Below are 22870 nucleotides of genomic sequence, written 5' to 3' on the forward strand. Positions count from 1 at the left end.
TACTCGATACTCGTGACCGAACGCAGTACTGCCACCGAACCCGCGCCCGCCGGCCCGGACGTGTCCACCCGCCGGCCGCTCGGGTCGTGGTTGCGGTTCACCGGTTCGGTGGGCCCGCTCGGTATCGCCACCGCGATGCTGTGGCTCAGCGTGATCGTGTTGCTGCCGCTGGCCGCGCTGACCTTCAGTGCATTCGACGACGGCTGGTCCGGGTTCTGGGGCGCGGTCGCCGATCCGACAGCACTGGCGTCGCTGCGGGTGACGGTGCTGGTCTCGCTGGCGGTGGCGCTGCTGAACGTCGTGATGGGCACGGTGATCGCCTGGGTCCTGGTCCGGGACGATTTCCCGGGCAAGGGTCTGGTCAACGCCTTGATCGACCTGCCGTTCGCCTTGCCCACGATTGTCGCCAGCATTGTGCTGCTGGCCCTGTACGGACCGCGGAGTCCGGTCGATATCCATCTCAACGCGACTCGGCCGGGCCTGGTGGTGGCCCTGGCCTTCGTGACCCTGCCGTTCGTGGTGCGTTCGGTGCAGCCGGTACTCATCGAGGCCGATCGCGAGGTGGAACAGGCGGCGCTGTCACTGGGCGCCGACAACTGGACGACCTTCCGCCGGGTGGTGCTGCCGACCCTGGCGCCGGCCATCATCAGCGGCGGCGGCCTGGCCTTCGCGCGCGCCATCGGTGAATTCGGTTCGGTGGTGCTGATCGGCGGCAATATCCCGCGTGAGACGCAGGTGGCCTCGCAGTACATCCAGCAGCAGATCGAGATCGACCGGCCGGTGAACGCGGCGGCGGTCTCGGTGGCGCTGCTGGTGATCGCGTTCATCGCGTTGCTGGTACTGCGGGTGTTCGCCGAGCGGACGGCGCGCAAGGAACGTGAGGCCCGATGAAACTGTCCGCTCCCGGCCGGATCACGCTGCGCGTGCTCGGTCTCGGCTACCTGTTCGTCCTGCTGGTGCTGCCGCTCGGGATCATCCTGTACCGGGCGTTCGGCCAGGGAATCGGGGCGTTCATCGACCAGATCAGTACGCCCGCCGCCATCTCGGCCTTCAATCTCTCCATGATCATCCTGGTGATCGTCGTGCCGGTGAACGTGATCCTCGGCGTGGTGATCGCTTTGGCGCTGGTACGCGGCGATTTCCCCGGCCGCCGGTTGCTACAGGGCGTTGTGGATCTGCCCTTCGCGGTCTCGCCGGTGGTGGTGGGTGTCGCGCTGATCATGCTGTGGGGTGTCGACGGCTGGTTCGGTGTGGTCACCGACTGGGGTTTCCAGGTGATCTTCGCGCTGCCGGGCATGGTGCTGGCGACCATTTTCGTCACCATGCCGTTCGTGGTGCGCGAGGTGGAACCGGTGCTGCACGAGATCGGCGACGATCAGGAACAGGCGGCGGCGACGCTGGGGGCGTCGCGTTGGCAGACGTTCTGGCGGATCACCGTCCCCGCCATCCGCTGGGGGCTGACCTACGGCGTGGTACTCACCGTGGCCCGCGCGCTGGGCGAGTTCGGCGCGGTCATCATGGTGTCGTCCGGGTTCCCGGGTGTATCGCAGACGCTGACGCTGCTGGTGCACGAACGCTATATCAACGATCACAACGATTTCGGCGCGTACTGCGCCGCCACTCTGCTGATGGGACTCGCGCTCATCACCCTGCTGTTGATGACGCTGCTGGAACGTAAGCGGAAAGCGTCATGATGCGTCGACTCCGCCTACGCCTCGGCCGCCGCGAGCCGCATGGCCCAGCTTCGAAGAAGGACACCTCGACTGTGTATGCCGGAGGCCGCCCGTGATCACCGTGACCAATGCGCGCAAGAACTACGGTTCGTTCGCCGCGCTCGACGACGTCAGTCTGGACATTCCCGCCGGGGAGCTGACTGCGCTGCTGGGTCCCTCGGGGTCCGGGAAGTCGACGCTGCTGCGGTCGATCGCGGGGCTGGAGAATCTTGATTCCGGGGTGGTCACCATCGGCGGCCGGGATGTGACCCGGGTGCCGCCGCAGAAGCGCGATATCGGTTTCGTCTTCCAGCACTACGCTGCGTTCAAACATATGACCGTCCGCGACAATGTGGCCTTCGGGCTGACCATCCGGAAGCGGCCGAAGCCGGAGACCGCGAAACGGGTCGACGAACTGCTCGGCATCGTCGGTCTCGACGGTTTCCAGCACCGGTATCCGGCGCAGTTGTCCGGTGGGCAGCGACAGCGGATGGCGCTGGCCCGAGCACTGGCGGTGGACCCGCAGGTGCTGCTGTTGGACGAGCCGTTCGGCGCGCTCGACGCGAAGGTCCGCGCCGATCTGCGGACCTGGTTGCGCCGCCTGCACGAGGAAGTGCATGTGACGACCGTGCTGGTCACCCACGACCAGGAAGAAGCCCTGGACGTGGCCGACCGGATCGCGGTGATGAACGCCGGCCGGATCGAGCAGGTCGGCAGCCCCGAGGACGTCTACGACCGGCCCGCCAGCGAGTTCGTCATGTCGTTCCTGGGCGCGGTGGCGCGGCTCAACGGGCATCTGGTGCGGCCGCACGATATCCGGGTGGGCCGGGACGCGAATATGGCGCTGGCCGCCTACGAGGGGACCGCGGAATCGGCGGGCGTCACCCGGGCGACGGTCGAACGGGTGGTGCGGCTCGGGTTCGAGGTCCGGGTGGAGTTGCGCAACGCCGCCACGGGTGACCTGTTCACCGCCCAGGTCACCCGCGGTGACGCCGAGGCGTTGCGCTTGGCGGAGGGGGAGACGGTCTATGCCCGCGCGACCCGGATTCCGCAGCTGCCGGTGCGATGATCGAGGGCGTCGTCTCCGGCGCCGCGCGGTTCGGGTCGCTCGTGAGCCCGGGTCTTCACTCCGGTACCGGAGTCGCCGCCTTTCTTCGCCCGGCCGCCCCGAAGCCGAGGTGGGCCCCGGACGCCGGCCATCCGGCGTAGGGCGCACCGCACCGCCCGTATGTGCCGGACAGGCGAGCGTGGCCCGGCCGGAAAGGCGCGCGGATATCCGCCTCGATCAACCCGAACAGGCCTCTGCTCGGTAGCTCCCGTTGGCCGCCGACCCCTGGACGGCTTCGCGCATCATCCCCGCTCGGTCGCTCCGGGACAGGTGGGCCCACCGGCGCCGATCAGCCGGAGTGGGCGCGGTGTTCGGCGCGGGCCGCCACATCTACTCCGTACCGCTGAGCCTGTTCGGCCACTGTCCACCCGGTGCTGAGCTGGAGTGATACTCGCCACGTCCCCGGTGTGACCCGGCCGCCGCGGGGAGCCGTGTTGACGTACCTGGACGTAGCTGTAACTATGGGAAACAGGTAAGCCCGAATCATCGACGAGAGGCAGTGACGATGACGTCTTCAGCCACCACGGTCTCCGACGACCAACTGGTCGCGCAGGCTCAGGAATACGCGGAGAAGCTGTTACTGCTGTCGGAGGGCTCGGTCAACCGGAACTTCGATCCGTTCACCGATATCGACTGGGACAATCCCGACTTCGCCGCCGATGCCCGGCCGGAACGCTGGATCCTGCCGGTCTCCGGGGACACGGTCGGCCGCCATCCCTGGTACCGGGCGCTGTCGCACGACAAGAAGATCGCGCTCGGCAAGTACCGACAGGCCAATGTCGCCAAGGTGGGCCTGCAGTTCGAGGCCATCCTGATCAGCGGCATGATGCAGCACATCTTCGGCCTGCCCAACGGTGACCCCGAATTCCGTTACTGCTCCCACGAGATGATCGAGGAGCACAACCACACCCTGATGTTCCAGGAGATGGTGAACCGGATCGGGGTCGATGTCCCGGGTATGGGACCGCTGGTGCGGCAGATCCGGCATATCGCCGTCCCGGTGGCGGTGGCCTTCCCGAACCTGTTCTTCATGGCCGTACTCGGCGGCGAAGAGCCGATCGACCACATCCAGAAGGAAGTGCTGCGCTCCGGCGAGGAAGTCCACCCGATCATGCGCGGCGTGATGGCCATCCACGTGGCCGAGGAAGCGCGGCACATCTCCTTCGCCCACGAGTTCCTCAAGAAGCACGTACCGGAATCCTCGGCCCGCAACAAGTTCGTGCTGTCGCTGGCCATGCCGATCGTCATGTGGATCCTCGGCCGTGCCATCGTGACGCCGCCCAAGGCGTTCTTCGACGAGTTCGATATTCCGGAGAGCGTGCGCAAGGAGCTGTTCTTCGGGTCCGACGACGCCAAGCAGACCTTCAGCGACTACTTCGGCGATGTACGCGCCCTGGCCAAGGAGATCGGCCTCATGAACCCGATCGCCAAGCGGGTGTGGAAGGCGCTGGGAATCGACGGCCACACCACCCGGTACCGCTCCGAGCCGCTGCGCGCGGTCTCCGGCAAAGCGGCCTGAGCGGCAGGTAGCGGTTCGATGCCCTATGTCGTCACCCAGTCGTGCTGTAGCGATGCCTCCTGCGTGTACGCCTGTCCGGTCAACTGTATCCATCCCACTCCGGACGAACCGGACTTCCGGACGGCGGACATGCTCTATGTCGATCCGGCGGCCTGCGTCGACTGTGGCGCCTGTGCCTCGGCGTGTCCGGTGGACGCCATCACCTCCTCGAAGAAGCTGACCGCGGAGCAGCAGCCGTTCATCGCGATCAACGCCGATTTCTACCGGCAGACGCGCTCGCGTCCGCTGCTGGCGCCACCGGTGCCGGCGCCGGCGATCGACACCACCGGCCGCGGACCACTGCGGGTGGCCGTGGTCGGCTCGGGCCCCTCGGCCATGTACGCGGCCGATGAACTGCTCACCCAACCCGAGGTGCAGGTGACAGTGTTCGACCGGCTCCCGGTCCCGTACGGCCTGGCCCGGTACGGGGTGGCGCCGGACCATCCGAAGACCCGGCAAGTGGCCGAGCTCTTCGATGTGATGTCGGAGCAGCCGGGATTCGGGTCCTACTTCGACGTCGAGGTAGGCAAGCACATTTCGCACGAGGAACTGCTCGCCTACCATCACGCGGTCGTCTACGCGGTCGGCGCGTCCACCGACCGTAAACTCGGTATCCCGGGCGAGGGACTGGCTGGGAATGTCTCCGCCACCGACTTCGTGGCCTGGTACAACGGTCATCCCGACCATCAGCACCACGATTTCGATCTCTCCCGGCGCCGGGTCGTCCTCGTCGGCAACGGCAATGTCGCGCTCGATGTGGCGCGCATTCTGACCAGCGATCCCGAACGGCTGGCCGGGACCGAGATCTCGCCGGTCGCGCTCGAGGCGCTGCGGCGCAGCAGTGTGGAAGAGGTCGTGATACTGGGTCGGCGCGGCCCCGCCGAATCGGCGTTCACGGTCCCGGAGTTCGTCGGATTGCTGGGCGCGGAGGTGGATATCGTCGTGGACGGCGAAGTGCCTGCGCCCGCCGAGGGCCTGCCGTACCAGGTGGAGCGCAAACTGGATCTGCTGCGCCGGGCCGCCGAGCGGCCGTCCGGAGGGCGGCGGCGCATCGTCTTCCGGTACCGGAGTGCGCCGAGCCGTATCCTCGGCCCCGATGCCGTCACTGGTATCGAGGTGGAACGTACCGATCTGGTGACCGGTGACGACGGCCGGGTTCGCGCGGTGCCCACCGGCGATCTGGATCTCCTGGAGACCGGGCTCGTGCTCACCTCGGTGGGCTACCGGGGTGTGCCCACACCCGGCCTGCCGTTCGACGAACAGCGCGGGGTCATCCCGAACCAGGCCGGACGGGTACTGGAGGCGCCGGACGGGGCAGTGCTCCCGGGCGCATATGTCACCGGCTGGATCAAACGCGGGCCCACAGGTTTCATCGGTACCAACAAGTCCTGTGCGCAGGAGACGGTGCAGCAACTGGCCGACGATTTCAATGCGGGCCGCCTACCCGAACCCGCGGGCGGTGCCGAGGCATTCGACGGTCTGTTGCGTGGCCGCCGGCCGCAGGCGCGGCCGGGCGGAGCGGTACTGCGTGCCGGGCAGCCGGCCCGCCGCCTCTTCGGTCGCACCTGAACCCGCCACGCGGCGGACCACGCCCACTATCGTGTTCCGCCGCGCAGCCGCTCCTGCATCAGCTCCAGCGCCGCGCGCACGACCACTCGGTCCTTTTCCTTCTCCTCCTCGGTGAGCCGGTCGTAGGGCAACCGCTGATCGGCCGGCGCGTGCTCGTGATTTCGTTCCAGCCAGGCGATATGAACACGTTCGGCGGCGGTTTCCATGAACTCGGCGGTGCCGGTGTCGCGACCGGCGAGGTGCCCGTCGAGGACGATATCCGTGGCCACCTTCGCCGACTCGTAGTTCTCCCGTCGGTAGTCGAAGGGTAGGTCGTGATAGGCCGTCCTGACGAGGTACACCTGATCGGTGCCGTGTTCGGCGATCCATTCCTGATCGTGTTCGACCGTCTTGGGCGGTCGATCGGCGCCCCCTGCTTCGCGTAATCGCTCCGCGCGCCATTTCTCGTGTAGTCGCGCGGCCAATTCGTCGTACAGCTCGTAGGCGTGACGCTTCAGATCGCGCACCGACGGCCGCGCGGCCGCTGATCGCCCGGTAACAGCGCTACCACGGCTACCGCCGGGACCCGGGTCCATATCCGTCATCTGCCCGGCGCCGGGGATGTCGTCGCTCGCCACTCGTGCTATCCCGCCGGCCTTGCGCGTAGGAGCCTCGAAAACGTGGGCGATGCCGCGTGTGACGTTCTTCAGCTTCTGCAACAGCTCTCCGAGCCGGTACGGCTGGTCGACCACGCAGGTCCTCTCCCGACAATTTCCCGACAACGACCGACCACGGCGCTCACCGAGGACCGTACCGGTCCGCAGTCTGGCTTCCACGAACGGGGAAGCCACCCGGCCGACGACGAAGGCAATTTGCCGCAGCTCCTTCAGCCGAATGCGGGCAGGCCACCTCACCGCTCGGAAATGGCTGCCCGGCGCCGCGCGGTGTGCCCGGTACCGCACCGCGGATTCCGACCAGTCGACGTGCCGGGCCAGATCCGCGTAGGCCGTCCGGCCGTTGGTGGACAGGGCGCGAAAGAGCCTGCGGTCCAGTCGGTGAGCCGAATGGGATCGGGAGTCGCTGTTTCGGGCGGGTGTAGCCCGGCGAGCTGCCGCTCGGTGAGTGCGGACATCCGTCCGCGCCGGCGCCGGTCCATCAGATGGCGCAGGACTCCACCGTTCTCGCATACGCAGGTCCGGAGGCGCGAAACAAGCTCCGGCGCAACGAATTCGGCGCCTGTCGGCATCCATCGGCCGGCGAGCGGTGCGCCGACCGAAAAGTATTTTCGTTGAGAGCGTTCCGGCAAAACAATTGCTTAATCGGGTACGGCTACCGATCCGTTACCGGTGAGTAGGGCCGGTCTTCGGTCAACGCTGCGTCACCGGGGTTTACGAATCCGGCAGGTCGGACGGACATCTAGAACCTCGCTATAGCCCCATATATGAGCTGATCAGAAGCAATTTTTCGGGCTGCGCACGCTGCTCCGCCCGGTCGGTGCCCCTGCCTCGCGGCGGGAAAGCTTCTCTGTAACTTCGGATTTACTTCTCGATTATTCGGTGTCCGGCCGGAGTTCCAGCTAACCTGTGGTCGCTGTTTGGAAGACGACCGCGCCCATGGCTCTTTCGAGGACGTGGTCACGGTGCGTTGACGGGATGGCAGATGACTTCTGGGCTGGGTATCAGCATCGGTACGGTGAACGTGGTGTCGGCGTGGGTCGGGGGACAGGACGCGCGGCCGGTGGTCCGCACCCGACGAACCGCTGTCGGATTCGACAGCGGGGGCACCGCGAGACTCGGGGGGATCACCCGGTTCTCCACGGCGGTCAACGAATTCGCCGATTTGGGCCGGAATCCGGAATCGGTGTACGTGGACGGGCGGATCTGGTCACCGGCCACCATCTTCGCCTCGGTGGTCCAGGGGCTGGTGGCCGCCGGACCGGCGGCCGGAGTGGTTGCCACCCATCCGGCCGGATACACCCGCAAACAACTCGGTCTGCTGCGGCAGAGCCTGGATCTCGCCGGGGTCGGTCACGTCGAGCTGGTTCCGGAACCGGTGGCCGCCGCGCACTGGCTCGATACCGAACACGGGCCGTTGGACACCGGATTCGTGCTCGTCTACGACCTGGGCGGAAACAGCCTCGATGTCGCCGTGGTGCGGACCGGGCCGGACTGGCCCGATCACCCGGTGGTCGGAAATGCGGTCCGCTCCTACGAATTCGGCGCCCGGCCCTTGGGCGCGATGATCGCGCGCTGTGCCGGCGATCGGGCCATCGGCCCGGCCGAACCCGATACCGGAGCCGTATCGCTCATGTCCTTCGTGAACCCGGAGGGACTGCGGCGTGAACACGTGCGGGATTCCCTCGAGGTGGTCCGGTCCGCGGTGCGCTCGGCCGGTGTCGCGCTCTCCGATATCGATCGGGTACTGGTGGTCGGCGGCGCCGCGCGACCCCCGCAGGTGGCCGAAACCCTGGCCGAATTGGGTCTGCCGGTGACCGTTGCCGCCGATTCGGGGCAGTGCGTCGCACTCGGTGCCGCGGCGATGGCCGCGGAGAGTGTGGCACCGGCGGCCTCGCGCGGAATGAAACATCCACCGATCTTCTCCGGCGCCGCCCTCTTCTCGGCGGTCGCCATGTCCGCGGCCACCATCCTCGGTAGCGGTCCGGCGGATACCGAACATTTCGACCAGGACCGGGTTCCGCTGCAGAGCCCGGGGGCGGTGCAGTTCGAGATCCACGGTGAGGCCCGGGTGGAACGGTCGGACACCGGCTGGACGGTGTCCTACGCACCGCTGCGCGCTCCCGCGGTGATCACGCCGGCCGCGCTGACCCGACCGTTCGGGCCACCGATGCCCGGCCGCGCACCCGCTCCGGCCGGGCCGGCTCCCGAAGCGCCCGCGGACGCCGGGACCGGCACACACCACACCCGGGAGGACGAACACCCCGGAACCCGGTCGCGGCACGACGATCCCGCGCGATTCGGCCATCCGCCCGCGGGCCACGGTGGTGTTCTGATCCCACCGCGCCTCGGAGCCGGCCCGGATCGGCCCGCGCCCGGTGACGACGGACCGACGGCTCCCGAACCGAGCGATCCACCGGCGGTGGACGACGAGGATAGCGGCGGTCCGGCCGACGGTGGGGACGAATCCGGCGGCGCCGGCGGGTGGTCGCCCGGTATCGAGATACCGGGCTCCGGAGACGACTCCGCCGGTGGCGGCCGGCCCGAGGGTCTGCCGGGTGGTGGCCGGCCCGTTCCGGGTGGCTACGGTTCGGGTGACAACAGCGGCGGTGGCCTCGGCGCCGGCGGCGGGTACGGTCCGGGCGCCGGCGGTGGGTACGGTCCCGGCGGCGCCGGGGCCGGCGGCAGCAGTGGGTACGGTCCGGGCGGCGCCGGGGCCGGTGACGACAGCGGCGGTGGTCCCGGGGCGGGCTCGGGTGCCAGCGGTGACGGTGGATACGGTTCGGGGTCCCCGGGCGGCTTCGGCGGCACGGACGGTGGGGGCGCCGGGGCCGGTGCCGATCGCGGCGGAACCTCCTCCGGTCACTCCGGAGGGTCCGATTCCTCCGCCTCCGGTGGGTCCGATGACTCCGGCGGGTTCGCCGGCTCGCACGGTTTCGGCGGGCATTCGGGATGGGGCGGCGGGGGTTCGGCTTCCGCCGGTTCGGATTCCGCCGGTGGTTCGCCCAGCGGCGGGTCGAAGTCCAAGGGGTCGAACTCCTCGGGCGGTGACGGTGGGTCCGCCCGCGGCGGAAACTCCCGCGGTGGGTCCTCGCGGGGCGGATCGCACCGCTGAAACGCCGGGACACGACCGACCGGCCCGGGCCGTTCCGGAAAACCCGGTGCCGGCCGATGTCCGGGCACGGCACAATCGATCAGGTGGACACTGACGGGGGCCCACCGCGGCTGATCGCGCTCGATGTGGACGGGACACTGCTGCAAACCGGCGCCCGGGTGAGCGCCCGGGTGGCCGCCGCCGTGCGCGCAGCGGTCGGCTCCGGCACGCACGTCGTGGTGAGCACCGGACGGACGGTGATCTCGACCCGCCCGGTGCTCGACGAACTCGGCCTCGTCCAGGGGCACGCCATCTGTTCCAACGGCGCCGTCCACATCGATATCGAGCAGGCCCTCCCGGTGTCGGTGCACCATTTCGACCCCGCGCCCGCGGTCACCGCGCTGCGCAGGCTGTTCCCGGACATGATCTTCACCGCCGAACGGGTAGGTGAGGGATTCTGGGCCACCGGAATGAGCCCCGGTGAGTACTATGCCGGCGGCGACTACGTGGTGGTCGACGACCGCACCCTGGGCAGCGAACCCACGCCGCGCCTCAACTGCTGGTGGCCCGAGGGCGCACCGGAGGAAATGCACCGGCTGCTGGAGGGGCTGGCAATACCGGAGGTCAGCTGGGTCTACGGCGAATTCGGTCCCTGGCTCACCATTTCCCGGCACGGGATATCCAAAGGGTGGGCGCTGGAACATCTGCGCCGCCTGCTCGATATCCCGCGTGCGGCCACCCTGGCCATCGGCGACGGTTTCAACGACCGCGAGATGTTCGCCTGGGCCGGGCATTCGGTGGCGATGGCGAACGCGCCGGTCGAACTGCACGGCCTGGTGGACGAGGTCACCGACGATGTCGCGGCCGACGGTGTGGCCGCGGTGCTGGAGCGCTGGTTCTGAATCCGCACTCGGGCCTGGCCCCGATGTGACACAGGTTTCGGCGGTACGCCGTCTCGGACGGAAGCGGTCGTGTGCCTCGGCAGGCGGTGGCCGACCCGGTCGGTGACGGTGACGGATTCGCTTCGTCCGCAGTGAGCGTGGCGGCCGCCGGCGGCGCTCGGCGGCGGTGTGCCGGGCCGGAGCGGTAGGCGGGTGCCCTCAGGCGGACAGCGGCAGTGCGCGAGCGAGCGCGGCGTCGTAGCGGTCCCAGACGATCTCGGCGAGCACCGGGTCCGGACCGAGAACCTCGGCATGCGGTAGCAGCGGATCCTGGTCGCGTAGCCGGTCGGTGAGCAGGCCGGGCGCCAGGAACCACGGAGCGACGAGCACGCGGTCGGCGCCCCGGGCCCGGAGTCGTGCTGTCGCCTGCGCGAGTGTGGGCTCGGCGGTGGCGAAGCATATTTCGGTGGGATGGCCGGTCCGGGCCGCGAATCGGCGGGCCAGCCCAGCGGTCCGGCGGTTCGCCGCCGCCGCGGACGAGCCGACGGCGGCCAAGGCGATACCGAGCCGCGCGGGTGGTTCCTCCCAGCCGTGCCGGTCGCGTACCGCCCGCACCCGCTCCCGCAACACCCCGATCAGGCGCGGGTCGGCGCCGAACACGTCGGCTTGGGTGAGCCGCAACCGCGGGTTGCGGGCGGCGGCACCGGCCATCAGCGCGGGCAGGTCGACGCGGGCGTGGAAGGCGCTGCCCAGCAGTAGTGGGACGACCACCGCGGCGGTTTCACCCGTGGCCGCGACCGAGTCCAGCACCTGTCCGACCGGGGGAGCGTTCAGATCGAGGAAGGCGAGGTGGGCCGGAGTCCCGGGACGCGCGGCCCGCACCCGGTCCAGGAGCGCGGTCACGGTGGCGGCGGACCGGGGATCCCGGCTGCCGTGCGCCACCGCTACCAGCGTGGGACCGCCCGGCATCAGGCCTCGGTTCCGACCTCGACCGCGGTGAGCACATCCCCGACCAGGCCCGCCGCCAGCGTGTTCCCGCCCGCCGGGTCGATGAGCAGGAAACTGCCGGTGTGTCGGTTGGTCCGGTAGTCGTCGGCCGCGATCGCCTCCGCGACCCGTACCGAGATCCGGCCGATATCGTTGAGCGACAGCGTTTCCGGGTTCGGTTCGGCGGCCAGCCGCTGCTCGTCGAAACGTTCGGTGAGCGCGCCTACGATCGCCTGCGTGGTGCGGGTGCCGTGCTTGAGCAGCAGCCGGGCGCCGGGACGCAGCGGTTTGTCCCCGAGCCAGCACACGGTGGCGTCGAAGGTGTCGACGGGTTCCGGCGCGTCGCCGGGCGAGGCGATGGTGTCACCGCGCGAGATATCGACCTCGTCGGTCAGCACCAGCGTCACACTGCGGCCGGCCTGCGCGACGGCCAGTTCCCCGTCTGGGGTGTCGATCCGTTCGACGGTCGTGCGGATACCGGAGGGCAGTACCACCACCTCGTCGCCGGGAGCCACCGAACCTGCCGCGATCCGGCCCGCGTAACCGCGGTAGTCCGGGTATTCCGGGGTACGCGGCCGGATCACGTACTGCACGGGGAAACGCAGCCCCACCGCGTGTTCGCCGGAGTTGTCCGCGTCCACCGGCACCGATTCGAGATGCTCGATCAGCGAGGGGCCGCTGTAGTACGGGGTCTTGTCCGAGCGGGTGGCGATATTGTCGCCGTGCAGCGCCGAGACCGGGATCTCAAGCACATCCTCGTCCGACCAGCCCAGCGTCCGGGTGAGATGCGAGAATTCCGCCGAGATCTCCGCGAAGACCTTGGCGGCCGCGGCCTGCCGGCCCTGTTCGCTGGGCTCGTCCCCACCGATGAGGTCGATCTTGTTCACCGCCAGCACCAGCTTGGGCACACCCAGCAGCGCCAGCACCGCCGCGTGCCGCCGGGTCTGCTCGATCACGCCCTTACGTGCGTCCACCAGCAGGATCACCAGCTGGGCGGTCGACGCCCCGGACACCGTGTTGCGGGTGTACTGCACATGCCCGGGGGTGTCGGCCAGCACGAACGACCGCCGCGGGGTCGCGAAGTACCGGTAGGCGACGTCGATGGTGATGCCCTGTTCACGTTCGGCCCGCAGACCGTCCACCAGCAGCGACAGGTCGGGAGTGGACAGACCCTTGTCCACCGATGCCCGGGTCACCGCGTCGATCTGGTCGGCGAGTACGGATTTGGTGTCGTAGAGCAGGCGTCCGACCAGGGTGGACTTGCCGTCGTCGACAGAACCGGCGGTGGCCAGCCTCAATAGGTCGGACATATCAGAAGTAACCCTCTCGTTTGCGGTCTTCCATGGCGGCTTCGGAGACGCGGTCGTCGCCACGGGTCGCGCCGCGTTCGGTCAGCCGGGAGGCGGCGACCTCGGCCAGGATGGCCTCGTTGTCGGCGGCGTCGGACAGGATGGCCCCGGTGGTGGAACCGTCGCCGACGGTGCGGTACCGCACCGAACGGGTGTCGAGCATTTCGCCGTCCCGCGGGCCACCCCAGACACCGGGGGTCATCCACATACCGTCGCGCTGGTACACCGGTCGCTGGTGCGCGTAGTAGATGGTGGCCAGTTCCACGTTCTCGCGGGCGATATAGCGCCAGATATCGAGTTCGGTCCAGTTCGACAGCGGGAACACCCGGACGTGCTCGCCCGGCGCGTGCCGGCCGTTGTACAGGTTCCACAGCTCGGGCCGCTGGCGCTTGGGATCCCATTGGCCGAAGGCGTTGCGCAGCGAGAAGATCCGCTCCTTGGCGCGGGACCGTTCCTCGTCGCGGCGGCCGCCGCCGAAGACCGCGTCGAAACGGTTCTCGGTGATGGCGTCGAGTAGCGGCACGGTCTGTAGCGGGTTGCGGATACCGTCGGGGCGCTCGGTGAGCCGGCCGTCGGCGAGATAGTCCTCCACGCTCGCCACGTGCAGGCGCAGACCGTACTTCTCGACCACATGGTCGCGGAACTCGAGCACCTCGGGCAGGTTGTGCCCGGTGTCCACGTGCAGCAGCGCGAACGGCAGCGGCGCCGGCCAGAAGGCCTTCAACGCCAAATGCAGCAGAACGGTGGAGTCCTTACCGCCGGAGAACAGGATCACCGGGCGTTCGAATTCACCCGCGACCTCGCGGAAGATATGGATGGCTTCCGATTCCAGCGCGGCCAGGGTATCGAAATCCGAGAGGCCGACGGAGCGTTCGGTGGTGATGGCTTCGGTCATGAGGCGTGTAACCCGCATTCAGTCTTGGCGAGGCCGGCCCAGCGGCCGCTTCGCGGATCGGAACCCGGCTCCGGCTTCCGCGTGCACGGAGCGCAGCCGATGGACGGATATCCCTCCTCCACCAGGGGGTTGACGAGAATCGAATGCTTTTCGATGTACGCCTGCATCTCCTCGTCGGACCAGGCCGCGATCGGGTTGATCTTCACCAGCCCGAAGCCTTCGTCGAAGGAGATGAGCGGGGCGCCTGCCCGGGTGGGCGCCTCCACCCGGCGGATGCCCGTGACCCACGCGTTGTAGGGCGCCAGCGAATTGCGCAGCGGCACCACTTTGCGCAGCCGGCAGCATTCGTTGGCGTCGCGGGCGAACAGATCCTTACCGAGCAGCGCATCCTGCTCGGCGACCGTCTGCTCGGGGCGGGCGTTGACCACGTTCACCCCGTACACCGCTTCCACGGCGTCGCGGGTGCCGACGGTCTCGGCGAAGTGGTAACCGGTGTCCAGGAAGAGGACGTCCACGCCGGGCCGGACCTGGGCGGCCAGCTGCACCAGCACCCCGTCCTGCATATTCGAGGCGACGATATAGCCGCTGCCGAAGTTCTCGTCGGTCCAGCGCAGCAGCTCGTCGGCCGTGGCATCCGGGCCGAGTTCGGCGGCGCCGCGCTCGGCCAGCGGCCGGAGTTCATCGGCGCTCAGTTTGGTGGGCAGCGGTTTCTGCTCGGTGGTCACAGTGGGTTCTCCCGTCACGACGCTCGCGGGTTTCATCGCAGATCGGCTTCCTCGGCGCGGACGGCCCACTGCGCGAACCGTTCCCCGCCTTCGCGGTGTTTGACGAAATTGCGGACCACGCGCTCGATGTAATCACCGAGTTCGGCGCTGGTCACCTTGTGCTGGCGCAGTTTGCGGCCGAAGGCACTGTCCAGGCCGAGGCTGCCACCCAGGTGAACCTGGAAGCCCTCCACCTGATTCCCCGCGCCGTCGTCGACCAGCTGGCCCTTGAAACCGATATCGGCGATCTGCGACCGGCCGCAGGAGTTCGGGCAGCCGTTGATATTGATGGTGATCGGCACATCGAGTTCGGCGTTGATATCGGCCAGCCGCTGCTCCAGCTCCGGCGCCAGCACCTGGGAGCGTTTGCGTGTCTCGACGAAGGATAGTTTGCAGAACTCGATCCCGCTGCAGGCCAGCAGATTGCGCCGCCAGGCCGAGGGACGCGCCTGCAAGCCCAGCGGTTCCAGCTCGGCGATGAGCTGCTCGACCTTGTCGTCGGCGATATCGAGCACGATGATCTTCTGGTACGGCGTGAACCGGATCCGGTCCGATCCGGCGCGCTCGACCGCGTCGGCGACCGCGGTGAGGACGCTGCCGGAGACCCGGCCCGCGATGGGGGAGAAGCCGACCGCGTTGAGCCCGTTGCGCAGCCGCTGCACGCCGACATGGTCGATGGGGCGGCTGGGCCGTTCCGGCGCCGGGCCGTCGATGAGCTTGCGCTTCAGGTACTCGTCCTCGAGTACCTGGCGGAACTTCTCGATACCCCAGTCCTTGATCAGGAACTTCAGCCGCGCTTTGGTGCGCAGCCGGCGGTACCCGTAGTCACGGAAGAGGGAGACGACCCCTTCCCATACCTCGGGTACCTCGTCCAGCGGCACCCAGGCGCCGACCCGCTGGGCCAGCATCGGGTTGGTGGACAGTCCGCCACCGACCCACAGGTCCAGGCCGGGCCCGTACTCGGGATGCTCGACACCGATGAACGCGACGTCGTTGATCTCGTGCACCACGTCCTGCTGACCGGAGATGGCGGTCTTGAACTTGCGCGGCAGGTTGGAGTATTCCTTCTTGCCGATGTAGCGGCGCACGATCTCGTCGATCGCGGGCGTGGGGTCGAGGATCTCGTCGAAGGATTCCCCGGCCAGCGGGGAACCGAGCACCACGCGCGGGCAGTCGCCGCAGGCCTCGGTGGTCTGCAGGCCGACACCCTCGAGCCGCTTCCAGATCTCGGGCACGTTCTCGATCTCGATCCAGTGGTACTGGACGTTCTCGCGGTCGGACAGGTCGGCGGTATCGCGGGCGAACTCGGTGGAGATACCACCGAGCGTGCGCAGTTGCGCGACATTCAGCGCGCCACCGTCGCAGCGCACCCGCATCATGAAGTACTTCGCCTCGAGCAGGTCGATGTTCTCGTCGCCGGTCCAGGTGCCGTCGTAACCTTCTTCGCGCTGGGTGTAAAGACCCCACCAGCGGAAACGGCCGCGCAGATCCCCCTTGTCGATACTGTCGAAACCGTTCTTCGAGTAGATGTTCTCGATCCGGGTGCGGACGTTGAGCGGGTTGTCGTCCTTCTTGGACTGCTCGTTCGGATTGAGCGGTTCGCGATAACCGAGCGCCCACTGGCCCTCGGCGCGGCGGCGCACCGGTTTGCCGGTACGGGCGCGCGTGGGCCGCTGGGCGGCGGCCTCGGGCTTCGCGGTGGGATCGGCGTCGGTGCTCGACGTCATGAGGTGGCTCCTGTGTGGTGGTGCATAGGCGTGCTGAGGGCGCGAGGAAACGGCCTCGCGTCCGCGGTGTCAGCGGACCGAAATCTTGAATACGGGGGCCGGAAATCCGGGAGGGGCGCTGAGCTACCGGGCGAAGCCGGGCCGACAACAAGCGCTACAGACGCGCTTGTAGTCGACGTGGCGACGTGCCACAAGCCGGACTCCCGATGCGCGCATACCCTTCATTGTGCCATGTCGGAGTCCGCGTTTCGACGGCCCTACCAGTATTTTCCGCGAATAGGCGGGAAATCCCCTGGTTCGCCAGGTCTATTTGTGATGGCCGTCATATTTTTCCGGTGGGGGTATTCGGGGAGGTGTCCGGCGCAGCGAAGGCACCCCCATGTACGTCAGGACCGAGGAAGACGGCCGCTGGCTGCGCACCGCGAACCAGGCACCCCGATCGTCGAGGACTGATCCGCGCCCGGTCACACTGGAGGAGTGAGTTCCGCCGCCGCCACCGCCTCGCACACCGACGCCTCCGCTCCGGTGCTGCGTGATTTCGGCGGCGGTCCCTTCGGGATCTACGTGCACGTACCGTTCTGCGCGACCCGCTGCGGATACTGCGATTTCAACACCTACACCGCCGGTGAACTGGGTATCTCGGCCTCCACGCAGTCCTGGGCGGAGGCCCTGCGCGCGGAACTGGCCACCGCCGCCTGGGAGTTCGCCGCACTGCCCACCGCGACACCCCCGGTGGCCACGGTCTTCGTAGGCGGCGGCACCCCCTCGCTCCTCGGCGGCGACGGACTCGCGGCCGTGCTCGACGCGATCCGGGCGGAATTCGACCTCGCTCCGGACGCCGAGGTCACCACCGAATCGAATCCGGAATCGACCTCACCCGCGTTCTTCGACAAGATCCGAGCGGCCGGGTTCACCCGGATCTCGCTCGGGATGCAATCGGCGGCCCCACACGTACTCGCCGTACTCGACCGCACCCACACCCCCGGCCGGGCCGTCGCCGCCGCCCGGGAGGCGCGAGCGGCCGGATTCGACCATGTGAACCTCGACCTCATCTACGGCACCCCGGGTGAACGCGACAGCGACCTGGACGCCAGCCTGGACGCGGTGCTGGACGCCGGCGTCGATCACGTGTCGGCGTATTCGCTCATCGTCGAAGACGGGACCGCGCTGGCCCGCCGAGTGCGCCGCGGCGAACTGCCCGCACCCGACGAAGACGTGCTGGCTGCCCGCTACGAGCGGATCGACGCGCGACTCGAAGCCGCCGGACTCACCTGGTACGAGGTCTCGAACTGGGCGGCCGGCGACGCCGCGCGCTGCCGCCACAACCTCGGTTACTGGGACGGCGGCGACTGGCTCGGCGCCGGCCCGGGCGCGCACAGCCACCTCGGCGGCGTGCGCTGGTGGAACGTGAAGCATCCGGCGCGCTATGCCGACCGCGTCGCCCACGGCGGCCTGCCCGCCGCCGACTGGGAGGACCTCACCGCCGCCGACCGCTACCTCGAGCGCGTCATGCTCGCCCTGCGCCTGCGCAGCGGGCTACCAATGGCCGATCTCGACGCGGACGGAAACGCCACGGCCCGGCGCCTCGCCGCCGACGGACTCGTCACGATCTCCGGTGGGCGGCTGGTCCTCACCGATCGCGGGCGGCTGCTGGCCGACGGTGTCGTCCGGGATCTGGTCGGCTGATCGCCGGCCACGTGGTCACCGTCCGGGAGACCTCGGGACCGGCACGGCGTACCCGATCCGGTCCTCGGTGACCTCCCACAACCGCTCCGCCGCGCCCTCGGCGATCGCCTCGGCGATGTTCCCGGCGAACGGGAATGTGGCGGGCGGACCGGCCTGCTCCCGAATCGGGCCGCCGGGCGCGTGGATTATCGAGCTGTCGGCTTCCGGAGCCGTCGCAGCGCGCAGTAGCGGCAGCACACCCTGCTCTATCGGATGCGCGGCGCGAGCCAAGCGGGCCGTGCCCAGATAGAGGCGTGCTGCCGGAGCGGGCCATTCGCGGAGCAGGCCGGTGAATGTGGTGCCCGGATGTGCCACCGTGGCGGACGCCGGCAACCCCGCCTCCCGCAACCGCCGGTCGAGTTCCACGGCGAACAGCACGACGGCCAGCTTCGAATTCGAGTACGCCAGTTTGGAATAGGCGAACCGGTGCCGGAACCGCTGCGAGGGGGCGTTGTCGGCGCCCGGCACCGGCGCGGCATCGAACCAGGCGGCGAGGTCGCCGGGATCGCCCCACTTGTAGACCATCGAGGTCACCGTCGTGACCCGGGCGCCGGGCGTCGCGGCGAGCACCGGCAGCAGCGCCCCGGTGAGGGCGAAGGTACCGACATAGTTGGTGGCCAGGTGCTGCTCGATACCGTCGGCGCTGCGCGCGTACCGGAACGACTGCATACCCGCGGTATTCAGCAGCACATCCAACCGCCGGTGCCTGCCACGGAATTCGTCGCCGGCCCGCCGCACGGAATCCAGTGTGGACAGGTCCACCATCAGTGTCTCCACCGTGCCCGACGCGTTCCGGACATCGGTGTCCGCGGCGAATTCCGCGGCCGTGGCGGCGAGGCGCTGTTCATCGCGTCCGGCCAGCGTCACGGCCGCACCGGCGCGGGCCAGTAGCAGGGCCGCGTACCGGCCCAGCCCCGACGTCGCGCCGGTGACCAGGACGCGGCGACCGCGCTGATCGGGGATATCTGCGACAGACCACATAACGGCCGTGCCCCTCTCTGAAGTACTCGGGCTGGCCGGATTCTGCGCCGCACCGGCCGGTTTGTCACCTCGAGGAAAGCTGTGGCGGCCGCGTGAACCCGACGCCGACCGGCATGCTGTGACGCACACCGGGTCAAGAGGTCGGGCGCAATTACACTGGGTGACGAACCCAGCGGTATGTGAGCCGGGTTCACAGGTAGCGGTGCGCCGGGCGACCACCTCGACGCGCAGCGGAGCTAGGAGGTGGGGTCGATGTCGAGCACCGAGGATCGGCGCTTCGAGGTCCTGCGGGCGATCGTCGCCGACTACGTCTCCACAAAGGAGCCCATCGGTTCGAAAACCCTGGTCGAACGACATAATCTGGGTGTCTCCAGCGCGACCGTGCGCAATGATATGGCGGTCCTGGAAGCCGAGGGTTACATCACCCAGCCCCATACGAGTTCCGGCCGCATACCCACCGATAAGGGCTACCGCCAGTTCGTGGACCGGATCGCCGAGGTCAAACCGCTGTCGGCGGCCGAACGCAAGGCGATCATGCAGTTCCTCGAATCGGGGGTCGATCTCGACGATGTCCTGCGCCGCGGCGTACGCCTGCTCGCACAGCTGACCCGCCAGGTCGCGGTCGTCCAGTACCCCACGGTGTCCGCGTCCACCGTGCGCCACCTCGAGGTGGTGGCCCTCAATCCCGCGCGCTTGCTGCTGGTGGTGATCACCGATACCGGCCGCGTCGACCAGCGCATCGTCGAACTCGGCTCCCTCGTCGACGACGAGGACCTCGCCGCGCTGCGCGGCATGCTGGGCGCGGCCATGGACGGAAAACGTCTCGCCGCCGCCTCCGCCGCCGTCGCCGAACTGCCCGAGCAGGCGCCGCCCAAACTTCGTGACGTGCTGATCAAGGTTTCGACCGTTCTGGTCGAGACCCTGGTCGAACATCCCGAGGAGCGGCTCGTCCTGGGCGGGACCGCCAACCTCACCCGCAATGCCGGCGACTTCGGTCTCCACGGCTCCCTGCGCACCGTGCTGGAAGCGCTCGAAGAGCAGGTCGTGGTCCTGAAACTCCTGGCCGCCGCCCAGCAGCCGGGCATGGTGACGGTGCGGATCGGCGAGGAGACGCAGGTCGAGGAAATGCGCGGCACCTCCGTCGTCACCACCGGCTACGGTGCCGCGGGCGCGGTCCTCGGCGGTATGGGAGTCCTGGGCCCGACCCGGATGGACTACCCGGGCACCATCGCCTCGGTCGCGGCGGTCGCCCGCTACATAGGTGAGGTTCTCGCGGAGCGGTAGGTCGGTGCTTATTTGCGGCGTCTTCGGCGCCGCGGGGCCGAGACCTCCGAAGGTCCCGTCGTTCCGGCCTCGCGACTCGCGGCTTCGCCGCATGCGATATGCGGTGGGCCGTCCAGAGCGGGCGACCATCGAGCACCTTCGGCCAGGGCGGGACGGGCCTCGACCCGTTGAGGGCCTCGTAAGACGCGGCAGCGGGGTGCTTGCGCACCGGGCGCGGCCGGTGGATTTGGGCTGCCGGGAGCGCGGGCCTGCCCGCCGCGGAAGGGGGCTTGCGTGGCACGCTGTTAGGCTCGTGTTCTCCGCCGAGATAAAGTTGAGTCGACCCGACTAAGCTCACGGGCGGGCGGCTCAAATCCATCAGGAGCCACGCGGCCGGCCGTGGGAAGCCGGAGCCGTGGACAGCGACCAAGGACTAAGAGAACTCAAGTGGCACGGGACTACTACGGATTGCTCGGTGTAGGCAGGGACGCCTCCGACCAAGAGCTCAAACGCGCGTATCGCAAGCTGGCTCGCGAACTGCATCCCGATGTGAACCCGGACGAAGCGGCGCAGACCCGGTTCAAGGAGGTCTCCGCGGCGTACGAGGTGCTGTCGGATCCGGAGAAACGCCGCATCGTCGATATGGGCGGTGACCCGCTGGATGCCGGTGGCGGCGCCGGCGGCTTCAGCGGTGCCGGTTTCGGCGGCCTGGGCGATGTGTTCGAGGCATTCTTCGGTGGGATGAGCGGCGGCGGTGGTGCCGGCTCCCGCAAACCGCGTGGCCGGGTGCAGCCGGGCGCGGATTCGCTGGTGCGGACCCGGCTGAGCCTCGCCGAATGCGCGGTAGGGGTCACCAAACATCTGACCGTCGATACCGCGATCCTGTGCGACCTGTGCCAGGGCGCGGGCACCAACGGCAATTCCAGCCCGGTGCGCTGTGAGACTTGCGGCGGTGCCGGTGAGGTGCAGTCGGTACAGCGATCGTTCCTCGGTCAGGTACTGACCTCGCGCCCCTGTCCGACCTGCCGCGGTGCCGGCGAGACCATCCCGGATCCCTGCCACAAATGCGGCGGCGACGGCCGGGTGCGGGCGCGGCGGGAGATCGCCGCCCCGATCCCGGCCGGGGTGGCCAACGGGATGCGGGTGCGCCTGGCCGCGCAGGGCGAGGTCGGTCCCGGTGGCGGGCACGCCGGCGACCTCTACGTGGAGATCGTGGAACAGCCGCACGACGTGTTCGTTCGCGACGGTGACGATCTTCACTGCACCGTCCGGGTCCCGATGGTGGACGCGGCCCTGGGCACCACGGTGGTGATCGACACCATCATGGACGGTCCCACCGAACTGACCATCGGCCCCGGTACCCAGCCCGGGGAGATCTCGGTGCTGCGCGGGCACGGTATGCCGCGGCTGCGGTCCAGCTCCCGCGGTGACCTGATGGCGCACCTGGATATCGTCGTGCCGACCAAGTTGGACAGCAAGCAGACCGATCTGCTGCGCAAGTACAAGGGTTTGCGGGCCAAGGACAAGGCCGAGGTGATGTCGGCGCAGTCCGAGCACAACAGCGGCCTGTTCGCCCGGTTGCGCGCGTCGTTCAGCGGACGCTGACCCGATGGCCGCGACGGTCTTCTACCTGGACGAGATCCCGGAACCGGGCGCTGTCGCGGTACTCGACGGCGCCGAAGGCCGGCACGCGGCCACCGTGCGCCGGATCCGGCCCGGCGAACCCCTCACGCTCTCCGACGGGCGCGGTGTACTGGCCGATTCGGAAGTCGTCGCCGCGCAGAAGAACCGGCTCGAACTGCTGGTCCGGGATCGTCGCCGCGCCGAGCCGGCGTCGCCGGCGGTCACTGTGGTCCAGGCGCTGCCGAAATCCGAGCGTTCCGAGCTGGCCGTCGAGCTGATGACCGAGGCCGGTGCGGATGTGGTCGTACCGTGGCAGGCCGCGCGCTGTGTCTCGAACTGGGAGGGCAAAGCGGACAAGGGCGTCGCCAAATGGCGGTCGGCGGCGAAGGCCGCGGCCCGGCAGTCGCGCCGCGCCTATATCCCCGAGGTCACCGCACTGCACCGGACACCGGAGGTGGTGGACGCCGTCCGCGCGGCGCAGACCCAGGGCGCGGTGGTGGCGGCCCTGCACGAATCGGGCGCGGGCGCGTTCACCGAGCTGCCGTGGCGCACCGCGGCGGCGGTCACTCTGATCGTCGGCCCCGAGGGGGGCCTCGACGATGCCGAGCTGACCGCACTGGCCGCGGCGGGAGCCGAGGTGGTCCGGCTCGGGCCCACCGTGCTGCGCACCTCCACGGCCGCCGCGGTGGCGCTCGGGGCCCTGGGGGCGCTCACCACCCGCTGGTGACCACCGGGTGAACAGCCGGTCGCGGCGGTCCGTGACGCCGTGGTGAGCCGGAATTCCACTGGGACGTGTCGGGGCCGGGAGTTAGACTCGTGCCAGCGACTCCCATTCGCTACCCTCTCCACCAGCGGCGCATCACCGCAGCTCCGAGACCGGAAAGCAGGCCATAGCGACTACGTGCGATCACAAGGCGATAGCGGCGACCAGAATTCCTCCGCGGGCGAGCACGGTGCCTCGGAGCCCGCGGCACGCACCGT

General features: G+C 69.0%; 19 protein-coding genes and 1 pseudogene. 11 read left to right on the forward strand and 9 right to left on the reverse strand.

The genetic code is table 11. The annotated features are described in order from the left end of the window. Positions 1–12: 12 nt before the first annotated feature. From cysT to ACQPYS_RS06375, 5 genes are all read left to right on the forward strand, one after another. Positions 13–891, forward strand: coding sequence for a sulfate ABC transporter permease subunit CysT (cysT, locus tag ACQPYS_RS06355; RefSeq protein WP_433491961.1), 879 nt, complete (start codon positions 13–15; stop codon positions 889–891). After that, a complete protein-coding gene (gene cysW, locus ACQPYS_RS06360) occupies positions 888–1694 on the forward strand; it encodes a sulfate ABC transporter permease subunit CysW (RefSeq protein WP_063037872.1) in 807 nt (268 codons plus the stop codon). Before cysT ends, cysW begins: the two co-directional genes overlap by 4 nt. Positions 1695–1785: 91 nt before the next feature. Then, a complete protein-coding gene (locus tag ACQPYS_RS06365) occupies positions 1786–2781 on the forward strand; it encodes a sulfate/molybdate ABC transporter ATP-binding protein (RefSeq protein ID WP_431938738.1) in 996 nt (331 codons plus the stop codon). A 544-nt stretch (positions 2782–3325) separates the two neighbouring features. After that, entirely contained in the window at positions 3326–4339 is a 1014-nt protein-coding gene (locus ACQPYS_RS06370) for an AurF N-oxygenase family protein (protein WP_084481210.1), read from the forward strand. An 18-nt stretch (positions 4340–4357) separates the two neighbouring features. After that, on the forward strand, positions 4358–5947 hold the full coding sequence (locus ACQPYS_RS06375) for an FAD-dependent oxidoreductase (RefSeq protein ID WP_433491962.1): 1590 nt from the start codon (positions 4358–4360) through the stop codon (positions 5945–5947). A 26-nt stretch (positions 5948–5973) separates the two neighbouring features. On the opposite strand, the gene ACQPYS_RS06380 is transcribed toward ACQPYS_RS06375, so the two are convergent. Both ACQPYS_RS06380 and ACQPYS_RS06385 read right to left on the reverse strand, forming a co-directional pair. Beyond that, on the reverse strand, positions 5974–6678 hold the full coding sequence (locus ACQPYS_RS06380; RefSeq protein ID WP_431938735.1) for a hypothetical protein: 705 nt from the start codon (positions 6676–6678) through the stop codon (positions 5974–5976). Positions 6679–6879: 201 nt separating this feature from the next. Continuing rightward, positions 6880–7176: pseudogene (locus ACQPYS_RS06385) on the reverse strand (AsnC family transcriptional regulator); the annotation flags it as partial. 409 nt (positions 7177–7585) lie between these two features. Here ACQPYS_RS06385 and ACQPYS_RS06390 point away from each other — a divergent pair. After that, positions 7586–9715 carry an Hsp70 family protein gene (locus tag ACQPYS_RS06390; RefSeq protein ID WP_433491963.1) on the forward strand — a complete coding sequence of 710 codons (2130 nt, stop codon included), beginning with the start codon at positions 7586–7588 and terminating at the stop codon, positions 9713–9715. 83 nt (positions 9716–9798) lie between these two features. Then, positions 9799–10596: an HAD family hydrolase gene (locus ACQPYS_RS06395; RefSeq protein ID WP_433491964.1), complete on the forward strand. Its 798-nt coding sequence runs from the start codon at positions 9799–9801 to the stop codon at positions 10594–10596. A gap of 198 nt (positions 10597–10794) precedes the next feature. On the opposite strand, the gene ACQPYS_RS06400 is transcribed toward ACQPYS_RS06395, so the two are convergent. From ACQPYS_RS06400 to ACQPYS_RS06425, 6 genes are all read right to left on the reverse strand, one after another. Then, positions 10795–11544, reverse strand: coding sequence for a sirohydrochlorin chelatase (locus tag ACQPYS_RS06400; RefSeq protein ID WP_433491965.1), 750 nt, complete (start codon positions 11542–11544; stop codon positions 10795–10797). After that, positions 11544–12872, reverse strand: coding sequence for a sulfate adenylyltransferase subunit 1 (locus tag ACQPYS_RS06405; protein ID WP_433491966.1), 1329 nt, complete (start codon positions 12870–12872; stop codon positions 11544–11546). The genes ACQPYS_RS06400 and ACQPYS_RS06405 overlap by 1 nt, the downstream gene beginning before the upstream one ends. Before the next feature lies 1 nt (position 12873). Next, positions 12874–13806 carry a sulfate adenylyltransferase subunit CysD gene (cysD, locus tag ACQPYS_RS06410; RefSeq protein ID WP_063037856.1) on the reverse strand — a complete coding sequence of 311 codons (933 nt, stop codon included), beginning with the start codon at positions 13804–13806 and terminating at the stop codon, positions 12874–12876. Further along, complete coding sequence (locus ACQPYS_RS06415) at positions 13803–14567, reverse strand: phosphoadenylyl-sulfate reductase (protein ID WP_433491967.1); 765 nt, start codon at positions 14565–14567, stop codon at positions 13803–13805. Before ACQPYS_RS06415 ends, cysD begins: the two co-directional genes overlap by 4 nt. Continuing rightward, entirely contained in the window at positions 14564–16297 is a 1734-nt protein-coding gene (locus ACQPYS_RS06420) for a nitrite/sulfite reductase (RefSeq protein WP_433491968.1), read from the reverse strand. The genes ACQPYS_RS06415 and ACQPYS_RS06420 overlap by 4 nt, the downstream gene beginning before the upstream one ends. A 123-nt stretch (positions 16298–16420) precedes the next feature. Next, positions 16421–16522 (reverse strand): Ms4527A family Cys-rich leader peptide, encoded by a 102-nt coding sequence (locus tag ACQPYS_RS06425; protein ID WP_433491969.1) that lies wholly within the window; start codon positions 16520–16522, stop codon positions 16421–16423. A 300-nt stretch (positions 16523–16822) separates the two neighbouring features. Here ACQPYS_RS06425 and hemW point away from each other — a divergent pair, with 300 nt between their 5' ends. Further along, entirely contained in the window at positions 16823–17983 is a 1161-nt protein-coding gene (gene hemW / locus ACQPYS_RS06430) for a radical SAM family heme chaperone HemW (RefSeq protein WP_433492981.1), read from the forward strand. Positions 17984–17998: 15 nt separating this feature from the next. On the opposite strand, the gene ACQPYS_RS06435 is transcribed toward hemW, so the two are convergent. Further along, positions 17999–19003, reverse strand: a complete 1005-nt coding sequence (locus tag ACQPYS_RS06435; RefSeq protein WP_433491970.1) for an SDR family NAD(P)-dependent oxidoreductase — start codon at positions 19001–19003, stop codon at positions 17999–18001. Positions 19004–19255: 252 nt separating this feature from the next. On the opposite strand from ACQPYS_RS06435, the gene hrcA reads away from it, so the two are divergent. The 3 genes from hrcA to ACQPYS_RS06450 all read left to right on the forward strand — a co-directional run bounded on the left by hrcA (position 19256) and on the right by ACQPYS_RS06450 (position 22616). Further along, the gene (gene hrcA, locus ACQPYS_RS06440) at positions 19256–20287 is read left to right on the forward strand and encodes a heat-inducible transcriptional repressor HrcA (protein ID WP_063037847.1); all 1032 of its coding nucleotides are present in this window, start codon (positions 19256–19258) and stop codon (positions 20285–20287) included. 426 nt (positions 20288–20713) lie between these two features. Further along, positions 20714–21871: a molecular chaperone DnaJ gene (gene dnaJ, locus ACQPYS_RS06445; RefSeq protein ID WP_063037845.1), complete on the forward strand. Its 1158-nt coding sequence runs from the start codon at positions 20714–20716 to the stop codon at positions 21869–21871. 4 nt (positions 21872–21875) lie between these two features. After that, entirely contained in the window at positions 21876–22616 is a 741-nt protein-coding gene (locus tag ACQPYS_RS06450; RefSeq protein ID WP_063037843.1) for a 16S rRNA (uracil(1498)-N(3))-methyltransferase, read from the forward strand. Positions 22617–22870: the final 254 nt, after the last annotated feature.

Origin of the sequence: Nocardia grenadensis, from assembly GCF_050942415.1 — a bacterium.
GTDB lineage: Bacteria > Actinomycetota > Actinomycetes > Mycobacteriales > Mycobacteriaceae > Nocardia > Nocardia grenadensis.

What these genes read in the sequence shown, in the direction of transcription:
- ACQPYS_RS06415 (WP_433491967.1), bottom strand. Translation starts at nt 14,567, where the DNA reads ATGAAACCCGCGAGCGTCGTGACGGGAGAACCCACTGTGACCACCGAG.
- ACQPYS_RS06420 (WP_433491968.1), bottom strand. Translation starts at nt 16,297, where the DNA reads ATGACGTCGAGCACCGACGCCGATCCCACCGCGAAGCCCGAGGCCGCC.
- ACQPYS_RS06375 (WP_433491962.1), top strand. Translation starts at nt 4,358, where the DNA reads ATGCCCTATGTCGTCACCCAGTCGTGCTGTAGCGATGCCTCCTGCGTG.
- hrcA (WP_063037847.1), top strand. Translation starts at nt 19,256, where the DNA reads ATGTCGAGCACCGAGGATCGGCGCTTCGAGGTCCTGCGGGCGATCGTC.
- cysD (WP_063037856.1), bottom strand. Translation starts at nt 13,806, where the DNA reads ATGACCGAAGCCATCACCACCGAACGCTCCGTCGGCCTCTCGGATTTC.
- ACQPYS_RS06400 (WP_433491965.1), bottom strand. Translation starts at nt 11,544, where the DNA reads ATGCCGGGCGGTCCCACGCTGGTAGCGGTGGCGCACGGCAGCCGGGAT.
- ACQPYS_RS06435 (WP_433491970.1), bottom strand. Translation starts at nt 19,003, where the DNA reads ATGTGGTCTGTCGCAGATATCCCCGATCAGCGCGGTCGCCGCGTCCTG.
- ACQPYS_RS06450 (WP_063037843.1), top strand. Translation starts at nt 21,876, where the DNA reads ATGGCCGCGACGGTCTTCTACCTGGACGAGATCCCGGAACCGGGCGCT.
- ACQPYS_RS06425 (WP_433491969.1), bottom strand. Translation starts at nt 16,522, where the DNA reads ATGAAGGGTATGCGCGCATCGGGAGTCCGGCTTGTGGCACGTCGCCAC.
- ACQPYS_RS06390 (WP_433491963.1), top strand. Translation starts at nt 7,586, where the DNA reads ATGACTTCTGGGCTGGGTATCAGCATCGGTACGGTGAACGTGGTGTCG.
- ACQPYS_RS06405 (WP_433491966.1), bottom strand. Translation starts at nt 12,872, where the DNA reads ATGTCCGACCTATTGAGGCTGGCCACCGCCGGTTCTGTCGACGACGGC.
- cysW (WP_063037872.1), top strand. Translation starts at nt 888, where the DNA reads ATGAAACTGTCCGCTCCCGGCCGGATCACGCTGCGCGTGCTCGGTCTC.
- ACQPYS_RS06370 (WP_084481210.1), top strand. Translation starts at nt 3,326, where the DNA reads ATGACGTCTTCAGCCACCACGGTCTCCGACGACCAACTGGTCGCGCAG.